This window comes from Bradyrhizobium tropiciagri, from assembly GCF_018130505.1.
GTDB lineage: Bacteria > Pseudomonadota > Alphaproteobacteria > Rhizobiales > Xanthobacteraceae > Bradyrhizobium > Bradyrhizobium tropiciagri_B.
Map to the genome: position 1 here is coordinate 268015 of NZ_JAFCKH010000002.1, position 25651 is coordinate 293665.

24 protein-coding genes are annotated in these 25651 nt (G+C 66.6%); 11 read left to right on the plus strand and 13 right to left on the minus strand.

Annotation, left to right across the window (positions count from 1 at the left end; genetic code table 11):
* Positions 1-40 precede the first annotated feature (40 nt).
* The 3 genes from JQ633_RS05540 to JQ633_RS05550 all read left to right on the plus strand — a co-directional run bounded on the left by JQ633_RS05540 (position 41) and on the right by JQ633_RS05550 (position 1743).
* On the plus strand, positions 41-934 hold the full coding sequence (locus JQ633_RS05540; RefSeq protein WP_249158853.1) for a lytic transglycosylase domain-containing protein: 894 nt from the start codon (positions 41-43) through the stop codon (positions 932-934).
* A 73-nt stretch (positions 935-1007) separates the two neighbouring features.
* A complete protein-coding gene (locus tag JQ633_RS35155; RefSeq protein WP_249158855.1) occupies positions 1008-1448 on the plus strand; it encodes a hypothetical protein in 441 nt (146 codons plus the stop codon).
* A gap of 103 nt (positions 1449-1551) precedes the next feature.
* Positions 1552-1743, plus strand: coding sequence for a hypothetical protein (locus JQ633_RS05550; protein WP_211983258.1), 192 nt, complete (start codon positions 1552-1554; stop codon positions 1741-1743).
* 57 nt (positions 1744-1800) lie between these two features.
* Here the strand turns inward: JQ633_RS05550 and JQ633_RS05555 are convergent, their stop codons facing one another.
* The 10 genes from JQ633_RS05555 to JQ633_RS05600 form a co-directional block, all read right to left on the minus strand.
* The gene (locus JQ633_RS05555) at positions 1801-3042 is read right to left on the minus strand and encodes an MFS transporter (protein WP_211983260.1); all 1242 of its coding nucleotides are present in this window, start codon (positions 3040-3042) and stop codon (positions 1801-1803) included.
* Positions 3039-3368 carry a hypothetical protein gene (locus JQ633_RS05560; protein WP_211983262.1) on the minus strand — a complete coding sequence of 110 codons (330 nt, stop codon included), beginning with the start codon at positions 3366-3368 and terminating at the stop codon, positions 3039-3041. The genes JQ633_RS05555 and JQ633_RS05560 overlap by 4 nt, the downstream gene beginning before the upstream one ends.
* A 22-nt stretch (positions 3369-3390) precedes the next feature.
* On the minus strand, positions 3391-3843 hold the full coding sequence (locus JQ633_RS05565; RefSeq protein ID WP_211983264.1) for a MarR family winged helix-turn-helix transcriptional regulator: 453 nt from the start codon (positions 3841-3843) through the stop codon (positions 3391-3393).
* Between the two features lie 112 nt (positions 3844-3955).
* Positions 3956-5452 (minus strand): sugar ABC transporter ATP-binding protein, encoded by a 1497-nt coding sequence (locus JQ633_RS05570; RefSeq protein ID WP_211983266.1) that lies wholly within the window; start codon positions 5450-5452, stop codon positions 3956-3958.
* Complete coding sequence (locus JQ633_RS05575) at positions 5449-6546, minus strand: SMP-30/gluconolactonase/LRE family protein (RefSeq protein WP_211983268.1); 1098 nt, start codon at positions 6544-6546, stop codon at positions 5449-5451. Before JQ633_RS05575 ends, JQ633_RS05570 begins: the two co-directional genes overlap by 4 nt.
* A complete protein-coding gene (locus tag JQ633_RS05580; RefSeq protein ID WP_211983270.1) occupies positions 6543-8666 on the minus strand; it encodes an ABC transporter permease in 2124 nt (707 codons plus the stop codon). Before JQ633_RS05580 ends, JQ633_RS05575 begins: the two co-directional genes overlap by 4 nt.
* A gap of 73 nt (positions 8667-8739) precedes the next feature.
* Positions 8740-9756 (minus strand): sugar ABC transporter substrate-binding protein, encoded by a 1017-nt coding sequence (locus tag JQ633_RS05585; RefSeq protein ID WP_211983272.1) that lies wholly within the window; start codon positions 9754-9756, stop codon positions 8740-8742.
* Positions 9757-9797: 41 nt separating this feature from the next.
* The gene (locus tag JQ633_RS05590; protein ID WP_211983274.1) at positions 9798-10769 is read right to left on the minus strand and encodes an ABC transporter permease; all 972 of its coding nucleotides are present in this window, start codon (positions 10767-10769) and stop codon (positions 9798-9800) included.
* A 19-nt stretch (positions 10770-10788) separates the two neighbouring features.
* The gene (locus JQ633_RS05595) at positions 10789-11493 is read right to left on the minus strand and encodes a TetR/AcrR family transcriptional regulator (RefSeq protein ID WP_211984133.1); all 705 of its coding nucleotides are present in this window, start codon (positions 11491-11493) and stop codon (positions 10789-10791) included.
* 254 nt (positions 11494-11747) lie between these two features.
* On the minus strand, positions 11748-12014 hold the full coding sequence (locus JQ633_RS05600; protein WP_249158857.1) for a hypothetical protein: 267 nt from the start codon (positions 12012-12014) through the stop codon (positions 11748-11750).
* A 290-nt stretch (positions 12015-12304) separates the two neighbouring features.
* Between JQ633_RS05600 and JQ633_RS05605 the strand changes: the two genes are divergently transcribed.
* From JQ633_RS05605 to JQ633_RS05630, 6 genes are all read left to right on the plus strand, one after another.
* Positions 12305-13375: a sensor histidine kinase gene (locus tag JQ633_RS05605; protein ID WP_211983276.1), complete on the plus strand. Its 1071-nt coding sequence runs from the start codon at positions 12305-12307 to the stop codon at positions 13373-13375.
* Between the two features lie 51 nt (positions 13376-13426).
* Positions 13427-14083 (plus strand): response regulator transcription factor, encoded by a 657-nt coding sequence (locus tag JQ633_RS05610; RefSeq protein WP_211983277.1) that lies wholly within the window; start codon positions 13427-13429, stop codon positions 14081-14083.
* 156 nt (positions 14084-14239) lie between these two features.
* Complete coding sequence (locus JQ633_RS05615; protein WP_211983279.1) at positions 14240-14599, plus strand: hypothetical protein; 360 nt, start codon at positions 14240-14242, stop codon at positions 14597-14599.
* A gap of 1 nt (position 14600) precedes the next feature.
* Positions 14601-16352: an OmpA family protein gene (locus JQ633_RS05620; RefSeq protein ID WP_211983281.1), complete on the plus strand. Its 1752-nt coding sequence runs from the start codon at positions 14601-14603 to the stop codon at positions 16350-16352.
* On the plus strand, positions 16352-16852 hold the full coding sequence (locus tag JQ633_RS05625; RefSeq protein WP_211983283.1) for a Rab family GTPase: 501 nt from the start codon (positions 16352-16354) through the stop codon (positions 16850-16852). The genes JQ633_RS05620 and JQ633_RS05625 overlap by 1 nt, the downstream gene beginning before the upstream one ends.
* Positions 16853-17179: 327 nt before the next feature.
* The gene (locus JQ633_RS05630) at positions 17180-17575 is read left to right on the plus strand and encodes a DUF3597 domain-containing protein (protein WP_211983285.1); all 396 of its coding nucleotides are present in this window, start codon (positions 17180-17182) and stop codon (positions 17573-17575) included.
* Positions 17576-17625: 50 nt separating this feature from the next.
* On the opposite strand, the gene JQ633_RS05635 is transcribed toward JQ633_RS05630, so the two are convergent.
* Both JQ633_RS05635 and JQ633_RS05640 read right to left on the minus strand, forming a co-directional pair.
* Complete coding sequence (locus JQ633_RS05635; RefSeq protein WP_249158859.1) at positions 17626-18444, minus strand: class I SAM-dependent methyltransferase; 819 nt, start codon at positions 18442-18444, stop codon at positions 17626-17628.
* Positions 18431-18895 carry an Rrf2 family transcriptional regulator gene (locus JQ633_RS05640; RefSeq protein ID WP_211983287.1) on the minus strand — a complete coding sequence of 155 codons (465 nt, stop codon included), beginning with the start codon at positions 18893-18895 and terminating at the stop codon, positions 18431-18433. The genes JQ633_RS05635 and JQ633_RS05640 overlap by 14 nt, the downstream gene beginning before the upstream one ends.
* A 138-nt stretch (positions 18896-19033) precedes the next feature.
* Here JQ633_RS05640 and JQ633_RS05645 point away from each other — a divergent pair, with 138 nt between their 5' ends.
* Positions 19034-21121, plus strand: coding sequence for a tetratricopeptide repeat protein (locus tag JQ633_RS05645; protein WP_211984137.1), 2088 nt, complete (start codon positions 19034-19036; stop codon positions 21119-21121).
* Between the two features lie 25 nt (positions 21122-21146).
* Here JQ633_RS05645 and JQ633_RS05650 read toward each other — a convergent pair whose 3' ends face one another.
* Positions 21147-22877 (minus strand): ATP-dependent Clp protease adaptor ClpS, encoded by a 1731-nt coding sequence (locus JQ633_RS05650; RefSeq protein ID WP_211983289.1) that lies wholly within the window; start codon positions 22875-22877, stop codon positions 21147-21149.
* A gap of 345 nt (positions 22878-23222) precedes the next feature.
* Here JQ633_RS05650 and JQ633_RS05655 point away from each other — a divergent pair, with 345 nt between their 5' ends.
* Positions 23223-25556 (plus strand): mechanosensitive ion channel domain-containing protein, encoded by a 2334-nt coding sequence (locus JQ633_RS05655; RefSeq protein WP_211983291.1) that lies wholly within the window; start codon positions 23223-23225, stop codon positions 25554-25556.
* Positions 25557-25651: the final 95 nt, after the last annotated feature.

Below are 25651 nucleotides of genomic sequence, written 5' to 3' on the forward strand. Positions count from 1 at the left end.
CGGCGATCGAAAGGCCGCGACGATGACCGGTGGCTTCACGATGAGCGAGAGCTGTTTCGGGCAGAGGCGGATGTCGCCCGGCCCGGCGCGTCGTGCAGGCAGGCGTATTGTCGCGGTCGCCGGCGTCATCGTCATGCTGCTCGGCCTGCCGCCGCCGGCTGCGGCGGAGGGAGAAACGGCGCCGTCGTCGTTCAGCGCGCGATTCGCCGCAGCGGAGGAGCCGGCTGCCGATACGACGCCGGCGCCAGCGGCCGAATCTGCGAAGCCGGCCGAACCGGCCAATGATGCGGCAAAGGGCTCCGGCAAAACCGCCGATACGCCGCCGCCCAAAATTCAGGTCAGGCCTCAGGCCAATGGTCCGATCGCCGGGCCCGATGCGCGGTCGCGCTACCGCGCCGCGATCGAGAAGGAGGCGGCCGGAACGGGGCTCGCGCCGGAGATCGCGGAAGCCGTGATGGGCGTCGAGAGCGGCTACAATCCCGACGTCATCGGCGGCGTCGGCGAGATCGGGCTGATGCAGATCCTGCCGTCGACCGCGCGCATGCTCGGCTTCAGCGGCACGCTCGCCGAGCTCGCCGTTCCCGAGGCCAACATTCATTACGGCGTGATGTATCTTGCGCGGGCATGGCGGCTCGCCGGCGGTGACCTCTGCACCGCGACGATGAAGTATCGCGCCGGCCACGGCGAAACCCGTTTCTCATATCTGTCCGTCAATTATTGCGTCGCGGTGCGCGCCAAGCTGTTCGCGCGCGGCTTTCAGGTCACGGGGACCGTCCCGGTCGCGAGCTTCGGCGAGCCCGCGCGCGGCGGCGGAGGAGGCGGTGGCGGCTGCGGCCGCAAATGCCTCGGCGGCGCGCGGATCGGCCGGGTCGATCTCGCCGCGCTCAACACGCGGCTGAATGCGCTCGTGGTGCAGGTCCGCGCTGGACGGTAACCGGCGACGCATTGATATCGTAGTTCGGCTTCCTATCGTTCTCTACAATCAGGTTCTGCAAGGAGCGGCACCGATGAAGTCAGTGATGTCGGCGATTGCAATGGTCGTGCTGGCGGGGGCGCCGGTGCAGGCGCAGCAACAGACGCAAGAGCGCACGCCGCTGCCGGGGATCATCGTTGGTGCGCCACCACCCGCGGTCGATCTCAACCGCGATGGCAGCGCCGGTGCGGGCCGCACCGTTACCGGACGGGGCGCCGGCCAGGAGCGCTGCGGCGATGCCGCGGGGGGCGGCCAATCGCTCGGCTGCATCAACGAGCGGCTCAGGCGTCAGGTCGATCGCGTCAATCCGCCGGTGACCAACACGCCGCCGATCGATGCGAAGTCGCACGACCTCAAGGTCGGCGTTGTGAACGTCCCGGCGGTGCAGCAGCAATATGGCCGCAACTTCGGCGTCTCCGCTTTTCCCTATCGTCCGCCGGCGCCGGTCTACACCTCGCCGGTCGGGCATCGATGAAACGACGGCGGCTCGTGAAGACATCGTCTCCGCGGCGTGGCGCGTCACATTTCCGACGACGGGTTTATGGGAGAATAAGCCAAGCAACGGCTTGCTGATTCCCATGCGCGCATCGGATGTGACCTGTCCCCAATGCCAGGCTGATTATCGCCGTATCGAATTGACGTCGAAGGGCGGCGTCGCCGGTGAGTTTCGATGCCTGGTTTGTGACTATCTGCTGGAGTTGATGGACGGCTCAACCGACATCGCCCTGCGATTGACCGTGCAGCCGAACAAGACCTCCTACGCTTATTAGGCCTTGATGAGACTTAGTCCTTGATGAGGCTTAGGCCTTGATGAAACGTTCGGCCGGTCACTCCGCCGCGTGCGGCACGCCGGACTGCCTGTCGGCCTCGACCTTGCCGCGCGGCAGCAAGGCGACCGCAACGAGTGCCGCCGCAAAGCCCGCGGCTGCGCCGACGCCGAGTGCCCAGCGCGGGCCGAGATGATCGGCAACCCAGCCGACGATCGGCGCACCGATCGGTGTGCCGCCGAGCGCGACGCCGAGCCGCAGCGCCATCACGCGTCCGCGCATCGCCGGTTCGGTCGAAAGCTGCATCAGCGCGTTCGAGGTGTTGGTGACGGTCAGCGCCGCGACGCCGATCACAACAAGCGCTGCGGCGAACAACCAGTAGTTCGGCGCCAGCGCGGCCAGGGTGCAGCCGAGGCCGAAGATCGCGGCGCCCTTCAGCAGCGAGGCGAAGCGCGGCCGTTCACGGCTCGCGGCCAGCAGCGCGCCCGACATCGTGCCGACCGCCATCATCGACGACAGCAGGCCGAAGCCGCGCGCATCGGTGTGGAAGACGCCGACCGCCATGGTCGAGATGAAGATCGGAAAGTTCAGCCCGAACGTCCCGATCAGGAACAGCATGATCATCATCACGCGCAGATCGGAGCGGGACCAGACATAGCGAAACCCTTCCGTCAGGCCGCCCTTGGCGCGATGCGCGCGCGGATTGGGCCGCAGCTCGGAGCGCCGCAGCAGCGACAGCGAGGTCAGCACCGCCATGAACGACATGCCGTTGCACAGGAACGCCCAGCCGGTGCCGACCGAGGCGATGACGAGGCCGGCGACCGCGGGGCCGATCATGCGCGCGGCGTTGAACGTGGTCGAGTTGAGCGCGATTGCGTTCGACAGATCGGCATCGCTGACCAACTCGGCGACGAAGGTCTGGCGCACCGGCGCGTCGAACGCCGCGCTGCAGCCGAACAGGAAGGCGAACACATAGACGTGCCAGAGCTCGACCAGCCCGGTGACCGTGAGAATGCCGAGGATCAGCGACAGCGTGCCCATCGTCGCCTGCGTCACCATCAAGAGCCGGCGCTGGTTGAAGCGGTCGGCGGCGAGACCGGTCCAGGGCATCAGGAGCAACTGCGGCCCGAACTGCAGCGCCATCACGATGCCGACGGCCGATGCGCTGTGATTGGTGAGCTGGGTGAGGACCAGCCAGTCCTGCGCGGCGCGCTGCATCCAGGTCCCGATGTTGGACACCAGCGCGCCGGCGGCCCAGACCCGGTAGTTGAAGTTCCGTAGCGATCGAAACACGCGTCTCATGGTCGCCCGGGCCGGTTGCCGCCGTGAAACCGGCCGAAGTGCCGTGCGAGGTAGAGGCCGATCAGCAGTCCGCCGAGCAAGAGCGCGGCGACGTGGCTCGTCGTCCGCAAGCCGAATTCGCCGACGCGGCAGATCAGGAGATATCCGGCCAGCAGATTGAAGAAGCCCCACACGATGTTGACGGTCGACGAGGAGAGGCCTTCGCCGCGCGGTTTCGCGAACGGGGTCTGGAACGGCTCGCCCATCATCCCGGACACGACATGCGGAATGGCGTTGGTGAGGAAGGCGCCGCCGAAGAAGTAGGCGACGAGGTCAAGCCAGATCATGCGCGTCCTTCCGATGCTTGCATCAATCGTCGATCAGCCGCTTCAGCAGCCCGACGGCGGCGGCCAGTTCATCCTGCTCGCGTGGCGTCAGCCGTGCCGTGATGGTGCGCGACAGCCAGTCCTGCCGCGCGGCGCGGCCGGCGCGGATCCGCTCGCGGCAGGCGTCGGTGAGCGACATCAGGGTCTGCCGTCCGTCGTCCGGATCGGGCGTGCCGCGGACATGCCCGGCGGCCTCCAGCGCCGCGATCGCCGAGCTCATCGACTGCGGACGCATGCCTTCGGCGCGCGCGAGGCTCGACACCGTCGCGGGACCATCCTTCTCGATCCGCAGCAGCACCGCGACCTGGGACGGCGTCAAATCGCCGTGGTCGCCCTGCTCGCGCAGCCGGCGCTTCATTCGTCCGACCAAGAGGCGCAGATCTTCGGCAAGCGCGGAAACACGCGCGGAGGCGGGGCGGCCCGTTAAGCTGTTCATCGGGCCTCGATAGCAGATATGAAGCTAAACTGTAAAGATAATCTTTGCAGTTTACCTGCGGAGCGAACGCGGGCGCCTGGAGCCGCCCGGCATCGGCGTTTCGCGCCGGACCCTAGTGGATCGCCGCGTACATGATCTTTTCCTCCGTCGCCTCCAGTGCGGAGAACTCCTCGACCACCTTGCCCTGGCGCGAAACCAGGATGCGGTCGGAAAGCGCCAGGATCTCGGGCAGGTAGGACGAGATCACCACCACGGCCTTGCCCTCGTCGGCAAGCTGGTTGATCAGTTCATGAATCTCGACGATCGCGCCGACGTCGACGCCGCGCGTCGGCTCGTCGAAAATGATCAACTCGGGCTCCTGCACCAGCGACTTGGCGATCACGACCTTCTGCTGATTGCCGCCCGAAAGCTCGACGACCTTGGCCTCGTCGCCGATCGCGCGAACCTTCAGCCGCTGGATCCAGCTCTTGCCGACCGTATTGGTCTCGCGTCGCGACAGCAGCATCCGGCCGTTCGGAAACTTGGAGAGCAGACCGAGATAGATGTTGCGCGCGATCGAGGCGGTCTCGAAGAAACCCTCGACCTTGCGGTCTTCGGTCACATAGGCGATGCCGGCCTTGACCGCCGGCGCCGGAACCCGATAGCGCACCGGCTTGTCATGCAGCAGGATCTCGCCGCCGTGGAAGAAGTCGCGCTTCAGGACGCCCGACACGATCTTGAACGTCTCGGTGCGGCCGGCGCCGACCAGGCCGAATACGCCGGTAATCTGCCCGGCAAACACCGACAGCGAATTGTTCTTCACCATCGGCGCCATCTTGAGATTCTGCACCGTGAGAACGCGCGCGCCGGCAGGCCTGATGCTGGCCTTCCTCGCGCCGTAGAGCGTGTTGGACAGATCGCGGCCGACCATCGCCTGCACGATCGCCGCGCGGTCGAATTTCGCCGCATCGTCGGTAATGACGTGCTTGCCGTCGCGCAGCACGGTAATGCGGTCGGCGAGCAGCAACGCCTCCTCGAGCGCGTGCGAGATGAAGATGATCGAGACGCCGCGCTTCTTCAGGTCGCGCACGAGATCGAAGAAGTACTTCTTCTCCTCCGGCGTCAGCGAAGCGGTCGGCTCGTCGAAGATGATCACCTTGGCCTTGTGCAGGACGGCGCGCGCGATCTCCACCATCTGCTTCTTGGCCGCGCCGAGCGCGCTGACGGTCGCGGTCGGCGTCACGTCGAAATTGAGCGATTGCAGGAATTGCTGCGCGGCGATGTAGATGCCGCGTAGCCGGTTGTAGAACTTCTCCTGCCCGAGAAAGAGATTCTGCGCCACGGTCATGGTCGGCACCAGGCTGTTCTCCTGGAACACCATGGCGATGCCCAGATTGCGCGCCTCGAGCGGCGTGCGCGGGGCGACGTCGGTGCCGTCGACCGCCATGGTGCCCGAGGTCAGCGTCACGACCCCGGCCATCACCTTGGTCAGGGTCGATTTACCGGCACCATTCTCGCCGACCAGCGCGTGGATCTCGCCGCGGCGGAGATCGAAGTCGACGCCATCAATGGCAGGCACGCCGCCATAATGCTTGGTGGCCTTGCGCAGCGAAAGGACCGAATCGCTCATGAGCCGAACTCCTCGGCAAGCCCGGCGAGGGGCAGTTTCAGCACGCGGCCGGGTCCCTTGGCGATCAGGACGAGATCGTTTCCGATCTCGAGCGCCGCGACGACACCGTGATTGACGCCGTCGACACGGCTGTGCAGCGAATACAGCGGCTTGCCGTCCTCGCTCAGCCGGACGACAAGGCCATAGGAGCGCGGCGGCGCCCACGGCTTGATGACGCCCATCGTCTTGATGTGCGCGCCCTGCATCGGCTCCTTGAAGGAGAGGCCCGAGCGCAGGCGCGGTGCGACCCAGTACGCCGGGTCGATCTCGGCCATCATCCTGCGCCGGTAGCCCGGCTCGCGCAGGACGAACTCGACGAGTTGGGTCCGCGCCGTGAACGCCGTGAGCCAATAGCCGCCGCTTGCGGCCTTTGACAGCCGCGACGGATAGACGGGCAGGTGGCCGAGTACGATCTGCGGCGGTCGGCCCTCCGCGACGAGGACCAGGCGATGCCGCCAGCTTTCGCTCACCAGCAGCCCATCGCCGTGCGCGCCGGCGCCGAATGCGTAGCCGAGTCCGGATGCCAGCGACTTCACCGACCGGGTCTTCGGATCCAGCCTGAACACGCGGCCGCTTCGGTTGAGCTGCATCAGGTCGCGCGCCCAATCGTCGACACCGCAGGTGGCCGAGCCGTCGGTCGCGATCAGGCTGCCGTCACGCGCCTGCGTGAGCGCATTGACCGCGTTGAAGGCGGCGTCATGGAACGTGGCGCTCGGTTCACTTGAAGCGGGATTTGGATAGAGCCGGACCTCGCGGCCCGCGAGCGCCACCGCGATGCTTCCGTCGGCCAGCACGCAGAGCGCCGAGATCGGTTGGTCGAAGGCGCGGATCTCCGTCGCCGTGCTGCCGTCGAGGCGTAGCAGGCGTGGTCCGTCTGCGACGTAGAGGCTGCGCCCATCGGTTGCGAGGTCCTCGGGCGCTTCGCATTCCAGCACGGTGGTCGCGGATTCCAGCGCCTGGTTCGGCTTGAGCGCGCCGTCGAACGACGGCACCGTGATGGTGGCCTCGCCACGGCCGAGGAAGCGGTTGGCGAATTCCCTGACGGCCGCGATCACGACAGCTTCCCCCAGCGCTTGTCATACTGCACGAAGGCCGGATCGGCGTTCTCGAGCTTGTAGCGGCCGATCCGGTTGTTGGCGATGCCGCCGAGATAGAGATAGCCGCGATGCTCGCGCATCGAGGTGATCATCGGATGGTTTTCGCCGCGCAGGTCCCAGAACGATTCGAGGATCTTGCCCTGCTCGTTGAACTTGACGACGCAGCCCGTATTGATGTTGGGGAACAGCCATTCGTCGACCGGGACGCGCTTGGCCATGCGCCGGCGGAAGCCGGGCATCTTCCAGGCCAGATCGAGCGAGGGGCTGCGCATGCCGACCAGCGCCAGCCAGTAATTGCCGTCGGAAGCGAGGTTGATGTTGTCCGGGTAGCCCGGCAGATTGTCCATCACCACCTCGACCGCACCCTTCTTCGGTCCTGCGAACCAATAGCGCTTGATCGAGCAGCCGAAGGTTTCGGCGAACAGGATCGACTGGCCGTCGCTGGCGACGCAGATGCCGTTGGGGAATTTGAGTCCGCGCACCGCCGTGTGCGTGGCACCGGTCTTGGTGTCGTAGCAGATGATGCGGCCGTTGCCGCGCGCCTCCAGGCCGTCGATCGGCCACTCGTCCATCTCGTAGCGTACGGTCGCCTCCGAGAAGAAGATCAGGCCGTCATCGGTGATGTCGAGGTCGTCGGCCAGCCTGAGCCGGCTGTCGTCGTTGACCGAACGCATGCTGCGGTTGGTCTCATCGGTCGCCTTCTCGACGATGCCGTCAGGCCTGATGCGGTAGAGGCCCATGCCGCCGATGCAGACATAGAGATTGTCCTGCCGGTCGAAGGCCATGCCGAGCGGCTGGCCGCCGATATGGGCGAATACCTCCATCCGCTGATAATCGGGGGCGAGGAAGCGGATGATGTCGCCGTGGCGCGAACCGGCGTAGAGATTGTCGTTGCGGTCGAGGATCACGTCCTCCGGCGCCTCGATGCGGCCGAGGCCGATCAACTCGACGTCGCGCAGCTTGTCGTTCTGCTCGAACGGGCCGCCCTGGCCGACCTCGGTCGGCGGAGGCGGCGGCAAGGCATGATAGGTCGGCGCGACATAGACCTTGCTGATGATGCGGGTGCGGTTCTTCTGCCAGCGGATGTCGACCATGGCCGCCACCAGCAGGATGCCGGCCAGCGCCATGCGGTTGATGCCGCCGCGCGCGTTCAGCGTGGTCAGGCCGTTGGTGATCAGCAGCACGATCAGCACGCCGACCAGCGATTTGGCGACCGAGCCCTTGCCGCCGCCGAGCGTGATGCCGCCGAGCACGGTTGCCGTCAGCACGATCACCTCGAGGCCGACGCCGATGTCGCCGCCGACGGTGCCGAGCCTTGCCGCGAAGAACAGCCCGGCGATGCTGGTCAGCACGCCGCTTGCGACATAGCAGAGCGCGATGGTGCGGCGGACCGGAATGCCGGAATTGTAGGCCGAACGGCGCGAGCCGCCGATCGCGGTGATGTGCCAGCCCGGGCGCAGCCGCGTCATGAAGACGTGGCCGAAGATCGCGATCACGATGTAGACGAGTGCGACGCTCGGAATGCCGAACACGTCCCCGCCGCCGATGAAATTCCACGACGGGATGTCGGGGAAGGCCGCCGCAATCGAATTGGAGTGACGCTGGATCAGGAGATCGAACGCGGAACGGTAGATGATCAGCGTGATCAGGGTGGTGATGAAGGCGCGCAGCCGCAGATATCCGATCAGGACGCCGTTGACGGCGCCGAGCAGCGCGCCGCAGACGAGGGTGGCCACCACCACCGCCGGCACCGGCCAGCCGAGCACGTCAAGCAGATAGAGCGCGCAGAAATCCGTCAGCGCGAAGATCGATCCGACCGACAGGTCGATGCCGCCGACGATGACGACCAGCGCCATGCCGAGCCCGATGAAGCCGATCTCGCCGGCCTGCCGCGCGGTGTCGGCAAGGCTGGACGGCGACAGGAAGTGATCGATGGAGCGGCTGAGCGCGAAACCGACGATCAGGAGCAGGATCACCGGGATTGCGGTTTCGGTCCATCGCTTGGACAGGATCTCGCCGAGGAGATGATCCGGCCAATAGCGGTAACGCAGGCTCGTCAGGGTGTCGCGCATCGGCATTCCAGCAAGCTGTTCGATTTCGGAGATCGACGTCCCGGGTGGCGCACCCGGGACGTCGTTGCGGGAGGGCTGGCTATTTCTTCAGGTCGCTGAGATTCCAGCACGCGGTCTGGCTGTCCGCGTTCTCCTTGGTGATCGGGATCAGCGTCGTGTATTCCGACCCCTTGATCGAGCCGGGCTTGGCGCCGGACGACAGCAGCCATTTGATCGTGCCGGCCATCTGCGCGGCCTGGGTCGGCACGTCGTAGCTCATGTCGAGGTCGAACGCGCCGGACTTCACCAGCTCGCAGGCGCCCTTGCGCTCGCCGCCGCCGGAGGTCGCGACGAACACCTTGCCGGTCAGGCCGGCTTCCTTCACCGCGGCCGCGGTGCCGATGTCCATGCCGTCCCAGAAGCCGACGATGCCGCAGAGATCGGGGTTCTGCTTCAGCACCGTCTGGGTGATCGCCTTGGCCTTCGCGGCGTCCCAATCGGCCGCCTGGCTCGAGACCACCTTAATCTCCGGATGCTTGGCGAGCACGTTCTCGACGCCCTTGAGCGTGTAGGCGCTGGCGGCTGCCGAGAGCGCGCCTTGCACCACGGCGATCTTGTTCGATTTGCCCTGGCAGGCCTTCACCACCGCTTCGGTGTCCCTCTCGCCGATCTCGATCCAGTTGGCGCCGACGAAGGCCGAAGAGCGATAGGCCGATCCCATGTTGATCTGGATCACGTAGATGCCTTCGTTCTCGGCGCGCTGCAGCAGCCTCGCATAGGTCTGCACGTCCGGATTGTGGATCACCATCACGGCCGGCTTCTCCGAGATCAGCGAGGTCACCGCCTGCGCGCCGGCATTGGTGTTCCAGTTGGGATCGCGGATCTCGAACTTCACGCCGAAGGGCTCGAGCTCCTTCTTCAGGCCGGCATACCAGCCTTCGGTGAGATCGAAGTTCATGGCCACCGGCACATAGGCCACCGTCTTGCCGGCGAGCGCTTCCTTGAACGGTTTCTGGAACGGCTCGTCCAGCCCCTGCTGGGCCAGAGCCGGCGCGGCGATGGCCGCAAGTCCGAGCGCCGTGGCGATCACCTTTGCAGTCCTGACAGCGTACTTCATTGCTTCCTCCTTGGTCGTGATTGATGTTGTTGTGGCTTGAGTCAGATGTCGCCCTGCTGGGCCGTTTCTTCGTTGCGCGGATTCAGGAATGAATCCGTGAGGACGGCGAGCAGCAGGACGACGCCTTTGACGAGGTTCTGGCCGGCGTAGGAGATGTCCATGATGGTCATGCCGTTCAGCATGGTGCCGATCAGCAGCGTGCCGATGATGACGTTGAGCACGCCACCGCGGCCGCCGGAGAGGCCGATGCCGCCGAGCACGACGACGAGGATGACGTCGTAGATCAGCGTCGAGTTGAAGATGCGGGTCGGCATCGAGTTGACGGAGGCCGCCATCACGAGACCCGCGAAGCAGCCGATCAGCGCCGCGACCACATATTGCAGCACGATGATCGGGCGCGAGGGGATGCCGGTGACACGCGCCGCATAGGGATTGTCGCCGATCGCGTAGATATAGGCGCCCCAGCGCGTCCGGCGCAGCAGGAAAGCAACCACCGCGCACGCGATCGCAAACATCACGATCGACGTCGGGATGCCGAGGATGGTGCCCTGTCCGAGTCGCTCGAAGCCCTTCATGCCGTCGCTCCATTGCACGACGTCGAGCTGGAACAGCGCGGCCTGCCCGAGACCGGCGAGCAGCAGGCCGGTCGCCAGCGTCGCGAACAGCGAAGGCACCTCGGCGTAGGCGATCAGCCAGCCATTGACCAGGCCGAAGGCGATCGTCAGCAGCACGGCCGTCAGCAGCGAGGCCGGCAGCGAGTGGCCGTTCTGCACCATCTGGAGCACGAGCCCGGGCGGCACCGCGAGCGCGGCGATCAGCGAGATATCAATGCCGCGCCCGATCACGACGATTGCCATCGCGAGGCCGAGGATGCCGAGCACCGCCACGTTCTGCAGCAGCGTCAGCATGTTCTCCGGGGACAGGAAGCCGCGCAGGAAGATCGAGAATGTCAGGAACAGCACGGCGAAAACGGCGAACACGATCTCCTGCTGATTGAACCGAATTCGCTTCATTGCCGCGTCCCTCTTGCAACTATGCGTGCGCCGTCGTCCTGGATTTCGAGCGGACGTTAGCCGTGCGGCCGGTCCGGCTCTTGCCTGACAGTGCAGTGTCGACGAATGTCGTGACGACGTTGATGTAGGCCTCGATCGAGGTGCCGCGCCTGCGATACTTCGCGCGCTTCACGTACCAATCCTGCAGCAGCGGCTTGATCAGCGACGCCGTCAGCGTGACCTCGTCGATCGCGAAAACGCCGCTCGCGACGCCCTGCTTGAGGACGTCGGCGATGATCTTCTCGGTCATCACCTCCATCTCGATGGCGCGCTGGCGCTCCGTCGGCGGAAACGACTTTGCTTCCATGAAGGAGAAGACGAACCAGGGCTGCATCGCCTCGCTCATGCGGACGTGCGTTTCGATGATCCAGTGCAGGTGGTTGCGGGGATCTCGTTTGACCTTGTCGGGCGGCGCGGCAAGGACACCGATCACCGTCTCCGCAACCTCGCCGAGGATCATCGCCAGCAGGGTCGGCTTGCTGTCGAAATACGTATAGAGGCCGCCCATGCTGAGCCCGGAGGCTTGCGCGAGCTGGCGCAGCGTGGTGGCGTGGAAGCCGTGCTTGTTGGACAGCGTCAGCGTCGCGCCGATGATGCGCGTGAGGTTCGGAACGGCGAGATGTGGCTTCTGGACCTTGATGGAATCGCGATGGCGCTCGAGGATGCGTGCGCAAAGCACGTCCATCGCAAACGCATTCGTCCCCGGCCGCTGGCGCGCCAGACCCACGTTGCCTCCCAGGCTATGTTGCCGGACCATTTCGTTTTGTTTCAGGTCCGGTGCGCGCTTTTGCGCACTTGACTAAGTCCTAGCCTACCGACGGGCCATCGGAAAAGGGGGGATCATCAAATTTTCTGAGAGAGCGCTCGCTCGTTTTTTCGGTCTTTGGTCGCAAAGACCCGACGCGAGCTGGTATACAAGACGGAAATCGTATCGGCGCTTTACGCCTTGCCGTCGACAACCGGGGCCGAATAGATGTCCCGCGCGCGTTTCGTCACGGTCGCGTAGCGCGCCGTCGCGCTCAGACTCATCAGGCCGGCGCGCACCAGTCCGAGAATGGCGCGCCGTGAATGGAATGGCCCGGTTTTGCTCGCGGCGTAGCCGCGCGGGTAGAGCTGCAGGCGGCCGGCCAATGCGGCCTGCAGCGCCAGCTTCTGCGTCGCGCTGACGCGGCGTCGGCGCACCGGCTTTGCCGCGTCGACCAGCATGCGCAACTCCGTGCGCGACAGTTTTTGTGGCGCGGCCGTCATAGGTCAGCTCACACTTCGATCGGTCCGCACAGCCTTCCCGAGGCGCGGCCCACCCGGCATCGCCGTGTCGCGGGCGTGCGCCCATCGCGGCGTGCGGATTTCGCTCATGGTGAATCAGAACCGCATTTCGAGCGGCGGTAACACCTGACGAAGGTCAGGATCGGTTGTGACGAAAGTCATATTCGTTTGCGGCCGCTGGTGGCTTACGCCAGAGTGGGCGGGCTCGCCGAGCTGGATTTGGGCAACGCATGATCGACCTGAGCGCGGACTTGCTTGCGGCCGCAGAAGCCGATGTGATCGGTCTCGCCGTGATCGGCGCCGACCGCAAGATGCTGCGGAAGATGGGGCGCCTGGTCGAATGGCTTCCCGCCACGGGCGCCGATTGCTGCGAATGCATGCTGCTGGTCGGCATGGAAGACGAATTCGCCGCGCTTGCCGCGGGGCGGCGCGACAACATCGCGCTCGCCGGCGTGCGCGGCGCGTCACCCGGGATCGCGCAACCCGTGACCGCCGTGGTGCTGTGGAACGGCGCGCAGTCGCATTATTTCGTCATCGCCATGCCCGACTTCGCCGCGCGCCAGGTCGAGACGCTGCTCGGCAGCGAGCGGCGAGCCCGCCGCCTGATGGAACAGCAACTCGAGGCCGCGAGCGCCGAGGTGCGCTTCGCCTCGCTGGCGCGGACGCGGCTGCGGCTGGCGCGCGATCTGCACGACACGCTGGTGCATTCGATCGTGGCGCTGCTGACCCAGATCCGGCTGATCAGGCATTTCCTGACGGCCGATCCGGCGCGGGTGGCGGACGGCCTTGCCACCGCGGAGGACGCCGCGGCCAGCGGGCTATCGCGTGCCCGCGAGGCGATCGCCCGCCTGCGCATGCCCGATGATCTGAAGCTCGAGCCCGACGTCGAGGGCGTGCTCGCCGATTTCGCTGACCGCAGCGGGGTTGCGGTCTCGACCCATATCGACGAGCGGGCGCGTGACGGATTGCGCGATTGCGGCCTCACCGTGCAGCGGATCCTCAGCGAAGCGCTGCGCAATGTTCAGACCCATGCAGAGGCGCGGCAGGTGACGTTTCGCGCCTTCGAGGAGCCGGCGGCTGCCGGCCGCAGGCTGATCGTCGAGATCCGCGATGACGGCCGTGGCTTCGATCAGGCGATCCCGACGCCAGGACATTTCGGATTGATCGGCATGGCCGAATTTGCTGAACTCGTCGGCGGTACCTGCGCGGTGCAGAGCGCGCCGGGGCTCGGCACTCTGGTGCGGATCGCGCTGCCGGTTGCGGTGCCGCCGGCGGCATCGCGCGGCGTGCTGGCGGATTGAGCTGCGGCCTGCGATAGTCGCGATGACTTCAAGAGGATGACGAAAGACCCCGTGAGCAAGATCGACAAGGTGCGGGTGCTGATCGCCGAGGATCAGGCGTTGATCCGGGAGGGCATCGCGACGCTGCTCGCCCAGCAGAACGACGATTTCGAGATGCTGCCCGGCGCGGCCGACGGCGAGCAGGCCATCGAGTTCGCGCGCCGCTACCGGCCCGACGTCATCCTGATGGATCTGCAGATGCCGCGCGTCGACGGCATCGCGGCGACCCAGCGTATCCTGCGCGAGCTGCCGCAGACCCACATCGTGGTGCTGACGACGTTCGAGACCAACGACCTGATCTTCGAGGCCGTGAGCGCGGGCGCCAAGGCGTACCTGTTGAAGGACGCCAGGATCGAGGAGATCGCGACCACGATCCGCGCCGTGATGAACGGCCAGTCGGGGCTGTCGCCCAGCGTCGCCGCGCGCATCCTCGACGAGTTCAAGCGGCTGCGCGGCCCGCGCGTCTCGGCCAAGCTGCCGGTGCGCGACGGGCTGACGGCACGGGAGAATGAAATTCTCACGCTGATCGTCGAAGGCAAGAGCAACACCGAGATCGGCGAGCGGCTGCATTTGGCCGAGGGCACGGTGAAGAACTATGTCAGTACCATCCTGGAGAAATGCCAGGTCAAGAACCGCACAGAACTCGCAATAAAGGCAATAACTTACTAGGATTAATTGCCCGCATTCGCGCGCCTGCCGGTTTCATCCCCGCAGCATTGCTCGCCTTGCTCTGGGCCACGCCATCGAAATTGGCTATAGGTTTACGCTGGAATGGCTTTTCGGCGTGGAGCCGGATCGCGCACTTTGAGTGAGTAGGGAACGACAATGAACGGTATCGAGCGCCAGACCAACGGGTCGGATGGACTCGCAAGCGCGACAGGCAACGGCGCGGATCCGGCGGCCCATGCCGTGGCCACGATCGATCAGGTCCGTGACCTCTTGTTCGGCGGCGCGCAGCGCTCGATCGAGAGCAACCTCGCCGGCCTGCGCGAGGAGATGCAGGCGTCCCTCAAGCAAATGCAGGCCGATTTCTCCAACGAGCTCGCCGCGCTGTCCGCGAAGGTCGCGGACCTCGCGCGCGACACCGAGCAGAAGCGGCTCGACTCGCTGAAGGACGTCGGTTCGGCCATCTCGCAGCTCGGCGCTGTGATCAGCGGATTGGGATCGGGCCGCACGGGCGAATAGCATGGCAGCTGCTGCCGGCCAGAACCGCGAGATCGAGCAGCTCAAGACATTGCTGTTTCAGCCCGAGGCGACGCGTTTGCAGTCGCTGGAGGGCGAGCTCGAATCGCTGCAGCAATATGTCGGCAACGCCGATCGCCTGGAGGCGGCCACCGCCGGCATCCTGGTCGAGGCGCTGGAGCGTGCCGAGGTCAATCGTCCGCGCGAGCTCGCGAACGCCATAGCGCCCACCGTGGTCTCCGCGATCAGGAGCGAGATCAAGAATTCGCGCGAGCTGATGGTCGAGGCGCTCTATCCGATCGTCGGCCGGCTGGTCAGCGCTGCGGTCGCGAACTCGTTCCGCGAAATGGTCGCCTCGCTCGAGCAGCGCATCAACAACCTGACCTCGGCCCAGCTCTGGGTCGGGCGCATCAAGTCGCTGGTGACGGGACGCCCGATCAGCGAGTTCGTGCTGGCCGACCATCCGCCGCGGGTGAAGCGCCTGTTGATCATCGAGCGCGGCAACGGCCGGCTGGTCGCGGACTGGAAGCGCGACCAGACGCCGGACGAGCGTGCCGATCTGCTCAGCGCGATGGTCGCCGCCATCCTGGAGTTCTCCGTCCAGGCGCTCGCCGGCGAAGGCAATCTGCAGACGCTCGATTTCGGCGGTCGCGAGATCGCGCTGCGCGCCTCGCCGCGCTTCATCCTGGCCGCGGAGTGCCTCGGCCCGCTGCGGCCGGCTGACAATGCCAGGATCAATTCGGTGTTCTTCGATGCGATCGAGCGCATCGACCGCGGCGCCGATTGCGACGTCAAGATGCTGGCCTCGCTCGCGACCTCGATCGAGACCGACGAATTGCCGCGCAAGGCAACGAGCCGGCGCGGCAAGATCATCCTGTTCGGCCTGCTCGCGGGTGCCGCTGCATTGCTGATCTGGTTCGCCGCAGTCTCCATCACGCGCAGCCAGTTGGAAAAGCGAACCCAGGCGGCGCTGGCGCAGCTCACGGCCACGCAGCCGCTGCTGGTGTCGTTTCCGCTGCGGCTCGACTTCGATCACGGTGGCGGCAGCGTCACGGTCTCCGGTGTCGAGCCGAGCCAGCTTGCCACCGCGCCGCTGATCGAGTCGCTCGCGGCAGCCGCCGCGCCATACCGACTCGTCGACCGCATCGGCCTCGTCTCCGGCCCGGAGCAGCAGGCCGCGGCGGAGGCCGGCATCGCCGGCCTGCAGCAGGGTCTGGCGCGTCTGCAGGCGAGCCTCGACCAGATGCGCGAGTCGATGGCCGCGCAGGCGAAAACCGGCGAGGCGAACTATGCCGGGCTCAACGCGCAATACGACAAGCTCGGCGGCCAGCTCGCGAAGCTCGGCGAGCAGGCGGCCAGGCTCGAGTCCGTGGTCGATAGCCCGGCCGCGCGGCTCGACCGCTTCATCGCGTCGGGCGCGATCTTCTTCAACAACAATTCCGACGTCTTCTCCGACAATGATCAGGCCGAGCAGCGCATCCGCGAGCTCGCGGATTTGCTGGCGAACAACGACCTCAAGGTTCGCATCGTCGGCTACGCCGATCAGAGCGGCACCGAAGGCACCAACCGGACGCTCGGCCGCAAGCGGGCGGAGCAGGTGATGAACCGGCTGACCGCGCTCGGGGTCGATCCGTCGCGGCTGATCCCGGTGTCGCGCGCGGCGACGATGCCGATCACCGACCGGCTCGATGTAACGACCGGCGGGAACCGGCGGGTGTCGTTCGAGACGGTCTATCGAGGCGAAGTGGCGCGCTGATGCTGACCGCGAAAGTCATGCTGCTCGGCGATATGGGGGTCGGCAAGACGTCGATCCTGCACCGCCTCGTCTACGACCGCTTCGAGGGCCAGTACAGATCGACGCTCGGCGTCGAGATCCTCAGCCACGACGTCGCGCCGGCGGACGGCAGCGAGCCGACGCGCCTCGTGCTGTGGGACACCGACGGCGACTTCGGCACGCAGATCTTCGACACGGTCTACGTCACCGGTGCGTCGGCGGCGATCATCGTTTCCGATGTGACGCGCCCGCAGACGGTGACGCGCATGGTCGAACTGGTGCGCGGCTTCGAGGCGAGATTTCCGGGCAGGCCGTACAAGGCGCTTCTGAACAAGATCGACCTTCCGGAGGCGGCGGGCAGCGCCGGCGCGATCGGCGAGCTCGCCAAGTCGAGCGTCAAATCGGTAAGCGCCAAGACCGGCGCCGGCATTGCCGAATGCTTTGCCGAACTCGCCCAGATCATCCGGCGCCGGCAGCTCTGAACCCGGGTCTGATTCTCGTCATTGCTCGCAATGACGGATTGAACGCTGGCCGTGTCATCGCGACGCGTGGGGCTTTGTCAGCCGCCCCGGTTCACGGGGCTGGCGAATCGGGACCGGAGCGGCTGACTTCATCGCACGTGGGGCGCGCGATGAAACGGTTTCGGCGCGCAGTTTCTTCGCGACTGCACGCTCCGCCTCGGACTGCATCACCCTCGCGCGCTTTCCGAAAGTGACGTTGGTCATCTTCCGCGGCTCCGGCCGGCTGCCTATCGTTCGTCCCATCGCTGGACCCAGCCACGCGATTTCAGGCGCACGGAGCGAACGATCATGAGCATTTTTGGAAGCATCATGGGTGCCATCTTCGGCCACTCGGCCCAGGCCCAAACCGCTCCGGCGGCGACGCAAGCGGGCGCGCCGGCCGGCTCGTCTGCGCCTGCCGCGCCCGGTGCCGCCGTGCCGCAGACCGTCGACGTCGCCGCGATCGTCGACAAGGTCGCGGCTGCGACCGGCGAGCGGCTTGCGTGGCGCACCTCGATCGTCGACCTGATGAAGGCGCTCGGTCTCGACAGCAGCCTCGCCGCGCGCAAGGAGCTTGCGAAGGAACTGAACTACACCGGCGACACCAGCGACAGCGCCACGATGAACGTCTGGCTGCATCAGCAGGTGATGACGAAGCTCGCCGCCAATGGCGGCAAGCTGCCGGATGACATCAAGAAGGCCTGAGCGCTTCGAGTACAATCTTGCGAGACGGACCCGCACCGCGCGGGTGAGGATCAGGCCCGCGTTGCGGTTGCGATCAGCGCCGTCGACGGAATCGGGAAGATGTCGCCGACGCGGCCACGCTCGATTTCGCTCCAGAATGTGCGTGCGACTGTGGCGCGCTGCGCATCGTCCAGCGCGCTCCAGTGCGAGACGAACGGGAACAGCCGGTCGACGCCGTCGAGATCGCCGACATTGAGCTCGAAGTCGCGCGTGACTTCGGTGATTGCCGGATGCGCGAAGCCGGCAGCCCTGACCGCAGCAGTGAGGCGCGCGGCGTCGGCGAGCTCGGCGAGGCCCGCCGCCGGCGGCGGGCCGATGCGGTCGGGGTACAGCGTCCGCACGATCTGCGCGACCAGCATGTGCACCGCGCCGCCGTCGGCGCTGTTCCAGACCGCGATCGCCGCCGATCCGCCCGGCCGCGTCACCCGCGCCATCTCGCGCAGGCCGGCGCGCCAGTCTGGAAACAGCATCACGCCGAACACCGACAGCACGACGTCGAACGCTGCGTCCGGCAGTGCGAGCGCCTGTCCGTCCATCTGCTGCGCGTCGATATTTGGTACGCCGTACGCGCGCACCCGTTCGACCATGCCGGCGGAGAAGTCGATCGCGGTGACCGCGGCGCCGGTGCGGGCGGCGGCAAGCGCGGCGGCGCCGGTGCCGGTCGCGACGTCGAGCACCCTTGAGGCCGGGCCGATCGCCAGTGTCGCGAGCGCGGCCTCGGCGAAGTGCGTCGTGAACGGCTGCGACTGCGCCTCATAGGTCGCGACCATGCGGTCCCAATGCGCGGGATCGTTGAACGGCTGATGGTGCGCCGGTTCACTTTGCGACATGGGTCTGGTCCTCGATGGTCTGCCGGTGTTTTGCCAGCCGGCGCTTGAAGTCGCGAGCGAGCGTATCGAGCGTCACGGCGCCGAGCCGCTTCATGAAGATCGCCTCGACCTCGCGGAACGTGTCGCCGAGCGCGTCGTTGACGGCCTGCTCGACCAGGCAGCCGGGATTTTCCGAGCGATGTCCCATCGCGACGATCGTCGGCGCGCCCAGCGCGCGATAGATCTCCGCGAGCGTGATGGTGGATGTATCGCGCGCCAGCGTCCAGCCGCCGCCGTGGCCCTTTTCGGAGCGGACGATGCCTTGCTCGCGCAGCCCCGCCATCACGCGGCGCACCACCACGGGATTGGTCGCCATCGCCTTGGCAAGCTGCTCCGACGTGACCGGCTCGCCCGCTCCGATCATGTGGAGCAGGCCATGCAGCACGCTGGACAAACGGCTATCGCGTATCATGTAACGTCATATGTTGCATGATTGCGTGTACGTCAAGGTGTCTTTTCCCGTGCCGGAATTGGCGCCTCCGCCCGTTTAATCCCCATCGGGGTTTGTCGGGTGGGGAGCGGTAGCGTGGGACATGCGGCGGTCGAACGGATGTTGCGGGATGCGGTGGCGCATTTCGGCGCGGGCCGCGCCGAAGAGGCCGACGCGCTGTGCGGCGATATTCTTGCCGGCGATCCCGATCACGTTGCCGCGCTGCATCTGTCCGCGGTCATTGCCTTCGTCTCCGATCGCGCCGCCGCCGGCGCGGTACTGCTGAATCGCGTGTTCGGCCTCGTGCCCGATCATGGGCCGGCCTTCGCCACGCTCGGCGATGCGCTTGCGGTGAAGGGCGAGCGCGACGGTGCGGTGGCGGCGTTCCAGCGCGGCGTGGGCTTGCTGCCGCAGGACGCGGGCCTGCACGTCAAGCTCGGCGTCGCATTGTGCGAAGTGTCGCGCTTCACGGAGGCCGAGGCGGCGTTTCGCCGCGCGATCGCGCTCGATCCCGCGCTGACGCGGGCATGGTTCAACCTCGCCGTGGCGCTGGCCGGGCAGCAGCGCCTGGTCGAGGCGGAAGCCGCCTATCGCGAGGTGATCGCGCGCGATTGCCGTCATCGCGGCGTCTGGCAGAATCTCGGCAATGCGCTGGCTGACCAGACCAGGTTCGATGAGGCGATCACCGCCTATCGTCGTGGGCTCGAGATCGATTCCGATAATTGCGGGCTGCATTGCAGCCTCGGCGGCGTGCTCTATCGCCAGGGTCGGCTTGGCGATGCGATCCGGCATTATCGCCGCGCCACCGCGCTCGATCCCGGCAACATGGCGGCGCTGCGCCTGCTGGCGCTGGTGCTGCACGAGGCCGGCGAGCGCGAGGAGGCCGTCCGGCTCTACCGGCAGATCACCGCGCGCGATCCGTCCGACCATGTCATCCTCAACAATCTCGGCGCCTGCCTGTTCGAGCTCGGACGGCTCGACGAGGCGATTGCCTGCAGCGAGCTCGCGCTGGCGCTCAACCCGGACCACGCCCCCGCGCACACCAATCTCGGCATCATCTTCGAGGCGCAGAATTTGGTCGAGGCGGCGGTAGCGGCGCATCGGCGCGCCGTCGACATCGATCCCGACTACGCCAAGGGCTACGCCAATCTCGCGGTGGCGCTGCGCAACGCCGGCGACATCGATGCGGCGCTCGCGGCCTCGCGCCGCGCCATCGCGCTCGATCCCGAGCTGCCGCTGGCGCGCTACAACCACGCGCATTTCCTGCTGATGAACGGTGAGTTCGAGCAGGGTTTTCAGGAATATCAGTGGCGCCGCAAGGCGAAAATGCTGGTCGACGGCGACCCCGTCTTCGGTGAGCCGGAATGGCAGGGCGAGCCGCTGGCGGGCCGGACGCTGCTGCTGTTCGCCGAGTACGGCCTCGGCGATGCCATCAACTTCGTCCGCTATGTGCCCGAGGTGGCGGCGAGCGGCGGCGGCCGGATCATCCTGCAGGTGCAGCCGGCGCTGGCGTCGCTGTTGCGGCCGATGTTATCAGACGTCGCGGTGTTCGCGCGCGGCGAACCGTTGCCGCCGTTCGACCTGCAGCTGCCGCTGCTGAGCCTGCCGCGGATCTTCGGCACCACGGTCGAGACGATTCCCGCCGCCGTGCCGTATCTGCATCCCGATCCCGTCAAGCTTGTGCGCTGGCGCCAGGCGCTTGCCGATGTGACCGCGCTCAAGGTCGGCGTGGTCTGGGCCGGCAATCCCAGGCACAAGGGCGACCGCCAGCGCTCGCTGTCGGCGGCGGCGGTGCTGCCGCGGCTGATCATGCCGGGCGTTCAGCTCTACAGCCTGCAGAAGGAGCCGCGTCCGGACGATACGCCGGTGCTCGCGCGTCTCGCGGGCGATGTCGTCGACCTCGCGCCGACGCTCGGCGATTTCGCCGACACCGCGGCCGCGATCTGCGCACTCGACCTCGTGATCGCCGTCGATACCTCGGTCGCCCATCTCGCCGGCGCGCTCGGCCGCCCGGTCTGGATGCTGTGTCCCTACGCGCTCGACTGGCGCTGGCTGCGCGATCGCGCCGACACACCGTGGTACCCGACGATGCGGCTGTTCCGCCAGGACAAGCCGCAAGCCTGGGAGCGCGTACTGACGCGGCTATCCGCCGAGCTCGCCCGCGTCGCGGCCGGCGAGAGGACGTTGATGTTGCCGGCGCGGGGTTGACGATCAGCCGGGCCGTTTCGCTTCGTCACCCCGCACTCATGCCCTGCGCGCCGCCGAGCAGCTTGGCGTTGAGCCGGCCGCCGTCGAACAGCATCTCGCTGACGGCCGTGTCGATGTCGTCGGCGGTGACCGCCTGACCGCCGTCCCTGATGATGCTGGCCTGGGCGAGGCGGCGCATCAACTCCTTGATGAAGGCGGCACTGACGCCTGCGGTGCGCCGCACCGCCTCGTCGATAATCGGCGGCTCGAGCGGCAGGTCCTTGCCGTAGAGCCGGATCAGCTTGCCGCGGCCGATCTCGTCCGGCAGCGGCACTTCGATCGCCTGGTCGATGCGGCCGGGCCGGCCGGCCAGCGCGCTTTCCAGCTCCTCCGGCCGGTTGGTGGTGAGCATGAACAGGATGTCGCAATCCTCCTTCAGGCCGTCCATCTCGTTGAGCAGCTTGTTGAGCAGCGATTCCTCGCAGGGCCCGGCCATCTCCTCGCGGCTGCGCGCGATCAGGTCGACGTCCTCGATCACCACCATGCTCGGCTGCAGCAGGCGGGCGAGGCTCATATAGGCGTCGAGCAAGCCGACCTGCTCGGCGGTGATGATCAGCGTCGTATGGCCGGGCAGGTTGGTGGCGAGATAGCGGATGGTGTGGGTCTTGCCGGTGCCGGGCGGGCCGTAGAGCAGGACCCCCTTGCGGGTCGACTGGCCGAGCTTGCGCAGCAGTTCGCGGCTGCCGACGAAGTCGAGCACGTTGCGCTCGAGCAGCCGCAGCGTCCGGTCCGGCAGGATCACCGCGTCGCGCGCGACCGTCGGCAGGCGGTGCACGGTCACGCCCCGCGAGCGGCCGCGATAGTCGGCATCCGCGTCGAGCGACAGGATCTTGCCGCGGTAGGACCGCGCGGCATCGACCGCGGCCTCCAGGTCCGCAAATGTCCGCTGCACGAAGACGTTGCCGGCGGCGCCGGCGGGCACTGCAAGCTCGATCCGCAACACCGGCTCGCGGCCATAGTCGCGATGGAAGGCGAGCAGCACCGCGTAGCGCAAGTCGCCGCTGCGGCACAGCCATAGTCCGTTGACCAGGCATTTCACCGGCTCGGCCTCGCCAATATCGACATCTTGGTATTGCGGCGGCGCGATCGCCGGCGCGTTGCTGCCGAATTTCATCAGCGCTGCGATATCAATCGTCTCGTAGCGACGTTCTTCATGGATACCGAAGAAATGGATCGGGTCGGCGAGCAGCCTATCGATCGCGAGCTGAACGTCGGCGCGCATGTGGCCGGGAAACTGCCGCGACCGCGTCAGGATCTGATTGCGCGGCAGTCCGGCAAAATGCCAATCGAGCGCGGTCACGGCATATTTGAACTCGTCGCCCGGAAGCTCTTCCGAGCTCCTTCTGACGGCCAACAGGCAATCGCTGCACAAGCACACCCTCCTGTCGTTGAGAAAGACAGTCGTTGCCGATCTTTGCGCTTCACAGAGATCGCAGGGGCGCACGGCATCGGCGGCCTCGGCCGTGATCAGCAGTGGCTGCTCGTCGTCGCGGATCAATTGCTCTGCGGCCTCCAGCAGCGCCCTGGCCACTTGAGCGGGAAACGGACCGCAAGTGATGCCGTACTGGTCTTCGATTTGCGCCGCGACCGTGATCGCTTCCCGCTCGGACTTGCCGAACACCACGCGTAGCAGATGCCGGACGAAGCGCAGCGGCGTATCGCCGTCGTCTCGGATGAAGAGGTTGACCGGCCCGGTCTCGGTGAAGACGTCGTGCATGCAAGCTCCAAACTGCAACTGGGATCAAAAGGAACAAAACTAGAACATCATGAAGCCCAATGCCCGTCAAGCGAAAGATTTGCGCGATGCAGCCGTGGCGTGTGGCGAAGAGATGCGTCGTTTGCAAACTGGATTCGGAGAGTTCTTCGCGTTAAGCGCCGCCTAATACCTGTGACGCTTTTGTGCCGCGGCAAATTGCCAAGATCCAAATGCCAAGACATCGCCGCTGCAGCGGCAAACTTCCGACACATCATCGGGGCGAAAAGGGGCGCATCGACATGATGCGAGCGCGAGGGCAGATTCCCCCACGAATCGGCCGTCGCGCCATTTATTTATGAGGCTCTCGTGTCGCAGAAACTTCGTCTTGCGATTCTGCTCGCTCTCACGCTGTTCATCTCTCCGGCCTTCGCGCAGCCGCCCGCCAAACCGGCGCCGCCAACGCAGAATACCAGCGATGCGCTGACCCCCGAGCAGGCCAAGCGCGCGCTGGAGACGCTGCAGGACGACAAGAAGCGCGGCGAGATCATCAACACGCTGCGCGCGATCGCCACGGCCACGCCCCAAGCGCCGCAGCCGGCGCCGGAGCAGTCCCCGATTCCGCTCACCGCCGACAGCCTCGGCGCTCAACTGTTGTTGATGGTGTCCGAGCAGGTCACCGAGATCTCGCACGAGGTCGCCGATGTCGCGCGCACGCTGACGCATTTCCCGGCGTTCTATTACTGGTTCCTGCGTACCGCCAATGATCCCGCCGCCTATGGCCTGCTGATCGACATCGCCTGGAAGCTGGCGCTGGTGTTCGGCTGCGCGCTGGCGGCCGAATGGGTGGTGTTCCGTCTGATCAAGCGGCCGGTCGCGTTTCTGGAATCGCGGTTGCCGCAAACCGCGCGCGTGCCGGTGCAGGTGCTCGCGAGCGCCGATCCGCCGTCGTCGGTTGCCGACGTCACGCCGCAGGGCGAGCTGCAGCGCCGCCGGCTCAGCCTGGCGCGAGCCTGGCAGTCGCTGATCCGGCTGCCCTTCGTGCTTGGGCGGCTCGTGCTCGAATTGCTGCCGGTGATCGTCTTTGTCGGCGTCGCCACCGCGCTGCTCGGCACCGAGATCGGCGAGCAGTCGACCACGCGGCTCGTGATCCTCGCCGTGGTCAACGCCTATGCGTTCTCGCGCGCGCTGATCTGCGCGGTGCGGGCGCTGGCCGGTCCCTTCGGTCTGATCCGGGTTCGCGCCGAGACCGCCGCCTATATCGAGATCTGGGCGCGCCGCATCGTCGCCGTCGGCGTTTCCGGCATCTGCTTTGCCAATGTCGCGCTGCTGCTCGGCCTGCACCGCGCCGGCTATGCCGCGATCCTGCGCCTCGTGATGCTGGTGGTGCATCTGTTCGTCGTCGTCATCATCCTGCAATGCCGCCGCCAGGTCGCGGACGCCATCCGCGCGCCGGCCGACCGCAGCGGCCTCGCGGCGCGGATGCGCAACCGCGTCGCCAGCCTCTGGCATGTGCTGGCGATCGCGCTCGATCTCGCGCTGTGGGCGGTGTGGGCGCTCAACATCCGCAACGGCTATTCGCTGCTGCTGCAATATTTCGTCGGCACCATCGCGGTGCTGCTGATCACGCGCCTCGTCACCATGGTGGTGCTGAGCCTGATCGACCGCGGCTTCCGCATCTCGCCGGATCTGCTGCAGCGGTTCCCGGGACTGGAGTCGCGTGCCAACCGCTATCTGCCGCTGCTGCGCAAGGTGGTGACGGCGATCATCGCCTTCATCGGCTTCGTCGCGCTGCTCGAGGTCTGGGGCGTCGACGCCATCGTCTGGTTCTATGGCGGCCAGATCGGCTCCAGGCTGATCTCGGCGCTGGTGACGATCGGCATCGCCGCGTTCGCCGCCGCGGTGATCTGGGAGGCCGCCAATGCGCTGATGGACCGCCAGATCAACACGCTGTCGCGCGAGGGGCACTTCGCCCGCGCCGCGCGCCTGCGCACCTTCCAGCCGATGCTGCGCACCGCGCTGTTCTGCATCATCGTCGCGGTGGTCGGCCTCACCGCGCTGAGCGAGATCGGCGTCAATGTCGCGCCGCTGCTCGCCGGCGCCGGCATCGTCGGCATCGCGATCGGCTTCGGCTCGCAGAAGCTGGTGCAGGACCTCATCACCGGCCTGTTCCTGTTGATCGAGAACACCGTGCAGGTCGGCGACACCGTCACCGTGTCCGGCCTCTCCGGCGTGGTCGAGAACGTCTCGATTCGCACCATGCGGCTACGCGCCGGCGACGGCTCGGTGCATGTCGTGCCGTTCAGCGCGGTGACGACGATCACCAATTCCAGCCGCGGCGCCGGCAATGCCTCCGTGAGCATCAACGTCGCCTACAAGGAGGACACCGACCGCGCCGGCCAGATCCTCAAGGACATCGTCGCCGAGATGCGCCAGGCGCCGGAATTCCGCGCGCTGATCCGCGGCGATCTCGAATTGTGGGGCGTCGACAAGGTCGACGGCGCGATGGTGACGATCGTCGGCCAGATCCGCTGCACCGACGGCGGCCGCTGGGCCGTGCAGCGCGAGTTCAACCGCCGCATGAAGCGCCGCTTCCAGGAGGAGGGGATCGAGATCGCCTCCACCGGCCAGACCATCCTGATGCAGCTTCCGCCGCCGCCGGAGCCGGAGGCCGGCGCGATGCCGCGCCGCGCGGCGGGGTGACCCGTCAAGCGTAAACCCAACGCGACAACCCGAAAGCCGCGCATCGCATGCGCGGCTTTTGTTTTGATTTGATGACATGCGTTCGCCGGATGGAA

Excerpts from the sequence above, each read along its gene's own strand:
- JQ633_RS05540 (WP_249158853.1), top strand. The coding sequence starts at position 41 with ATGAGCGAGAGCTGTTTCGGGCAGAGGCGGATGTCGCCCGGCCCGGCG.
- JQ633_RS35155 (WP_249158855.1), top strand. The coding sequence starts at position 1,008 with ATGAAGTCAGTGATGTCGGCGATTGCAATGGTCGTGCTGGCGGGGGCG.
- JQ633_RS05550 (WP_211983258.1), top strand. The coding sequence starts at position 1,552 with ATGCGCGCATCGGATGTGACCTGTCCCCAATGCCAGGCTGATTATCGC.
- JQ633_RS05555 (WP_211983260.1), bottom strand. The coding sequence starts at position 3,042 with ATGAGACGCGTGTTTCGATCGCTACGGAACTTCAACTACCGGGTCTGG.
- JQ633_RS05560 (WP_211983262.1), bottom strand. The coding sequence starts at position 3,368 with ATGATCTGGCTTGACCTCGTCGCCTACTTCTTCGGCGGCGCCTTCCTC.
- JQ633_RS05565 (WP_211983264.1), bottom strand. The coding sequence starts at position 3,843 with ATGAACAGCTTAACGGGCCGCCCCGCCTCCGCGCGTGTTTCCGCGCTT.
- JQ633_RS05570 (WP_211983266.1), bottom strand. The coding sequence starts at position 5,452 with ATGAGCGATTCGGTCCTTTCGCTGCGCAAGGCCACCAAGCATTATGGC.
- JQ633_RS05580 (WP_211983270.1), bottom strand. The coding sequence starts at position 8,666 with ATGCCGATGCGCGACACCCTGACGAGCCTGCGTTACCGCTATTGGCCG.
- JQ633_RS05585 (WP_211983272.1), bottom strand. The coding sequence starts at position 9,756 with ATGAAGTACGCTGTCAGGACTGCAAAGGTGATCGCCACGGCGCTCGGA.
- JQ633_RS05590 (WP_211983274.1), bottom strand. The coding sequence starts at position 10,769 with ATGAAGCGAATTCGGTTCAATCAGCAGGAGATCGTGTTCGCCGTTTTC.
- JQ633_RS05595 (WP_211984133.1), bottom strand. The coding sequence starts at position 11,493 with ATGGACGTGCTTTGCGCACGCATCCTCGAGCGCCATCGCGATTCCATC.
- JQ633_RS05600 (WP_249158857.1), bottom strand. The coding sequence starts at position 12,014 with ATGCTGGTCGACGCGGCAAAGCCGGTGCGCCGACGCCGCGTCAGCGCG.
- JQ633_RS05605 (WP_211983276.1), top strand. The coding sequence starts at position 12,305 with ATGATCGACCTGAGCGCGGACTTGCTTGCGGCCGCAGAAGCCGATGTG.
- JQ633_RS05615 (WP_211983279.1), top strand. The coding sequence starts at position 14,240 with ATGAACGGTATCGAGCGCCAGACCAACGGGTCGGATGGACTCGCAAGC.
- JQ633_RS05620 (WP_211983281.1), top strand. The coding sequence starts at position 14,601 with ATGGCAGCTGCTGCCGGCCAGAACCGCGAGATCGAGCAGCTCAAGACA.
- JQ633_RS05625 (WP_211983283.1), top strand. The coding sequence starts at position 16,352 with ATGCTGACCGCGAAAGTCATGCTGCTCGGCGATATGGGGGTCGGCAAG.
- JQ633_RS05630 (WP_211983285.1), top strand. The coding sequence starts at position 17,180 with ATGAGCATTTTTGGAAGCATCATGGGTGCCATCTTCGGCCACTCGGCC.
- JQ633_RS05635 (WP_249158859.1), bottom strand. The coding sequence starts at position 18,444 with ATGTCGCAAAGTGAACCGGCGCACCATCAGCCGTTCAACGATCCCGCG.
- JQ633_RS05640 (WP_211983287.1), bottom strand. The coding sequence starts at position 18,895 with ATGATACGCGATAGCCGTTTGTCCAGCGTGCTGCATGGCCTGCTCCAC.
- JQ633_RS05645 (WP_211984137.1), top strand. The coding sequence starts at position 19,034 with ATGTTGCGGGATGCGGTGGCGCATTTCGGCGCGGGCCGCGCCGAAGAG.
- JQ633_RS05650 (WP_211983289.1), bottom strand. The coding sequence starts at position 22,877 with ATGCACGACGTCTTCACCGAGACCGGGCCGGTCAACCTCTTCATCCGA.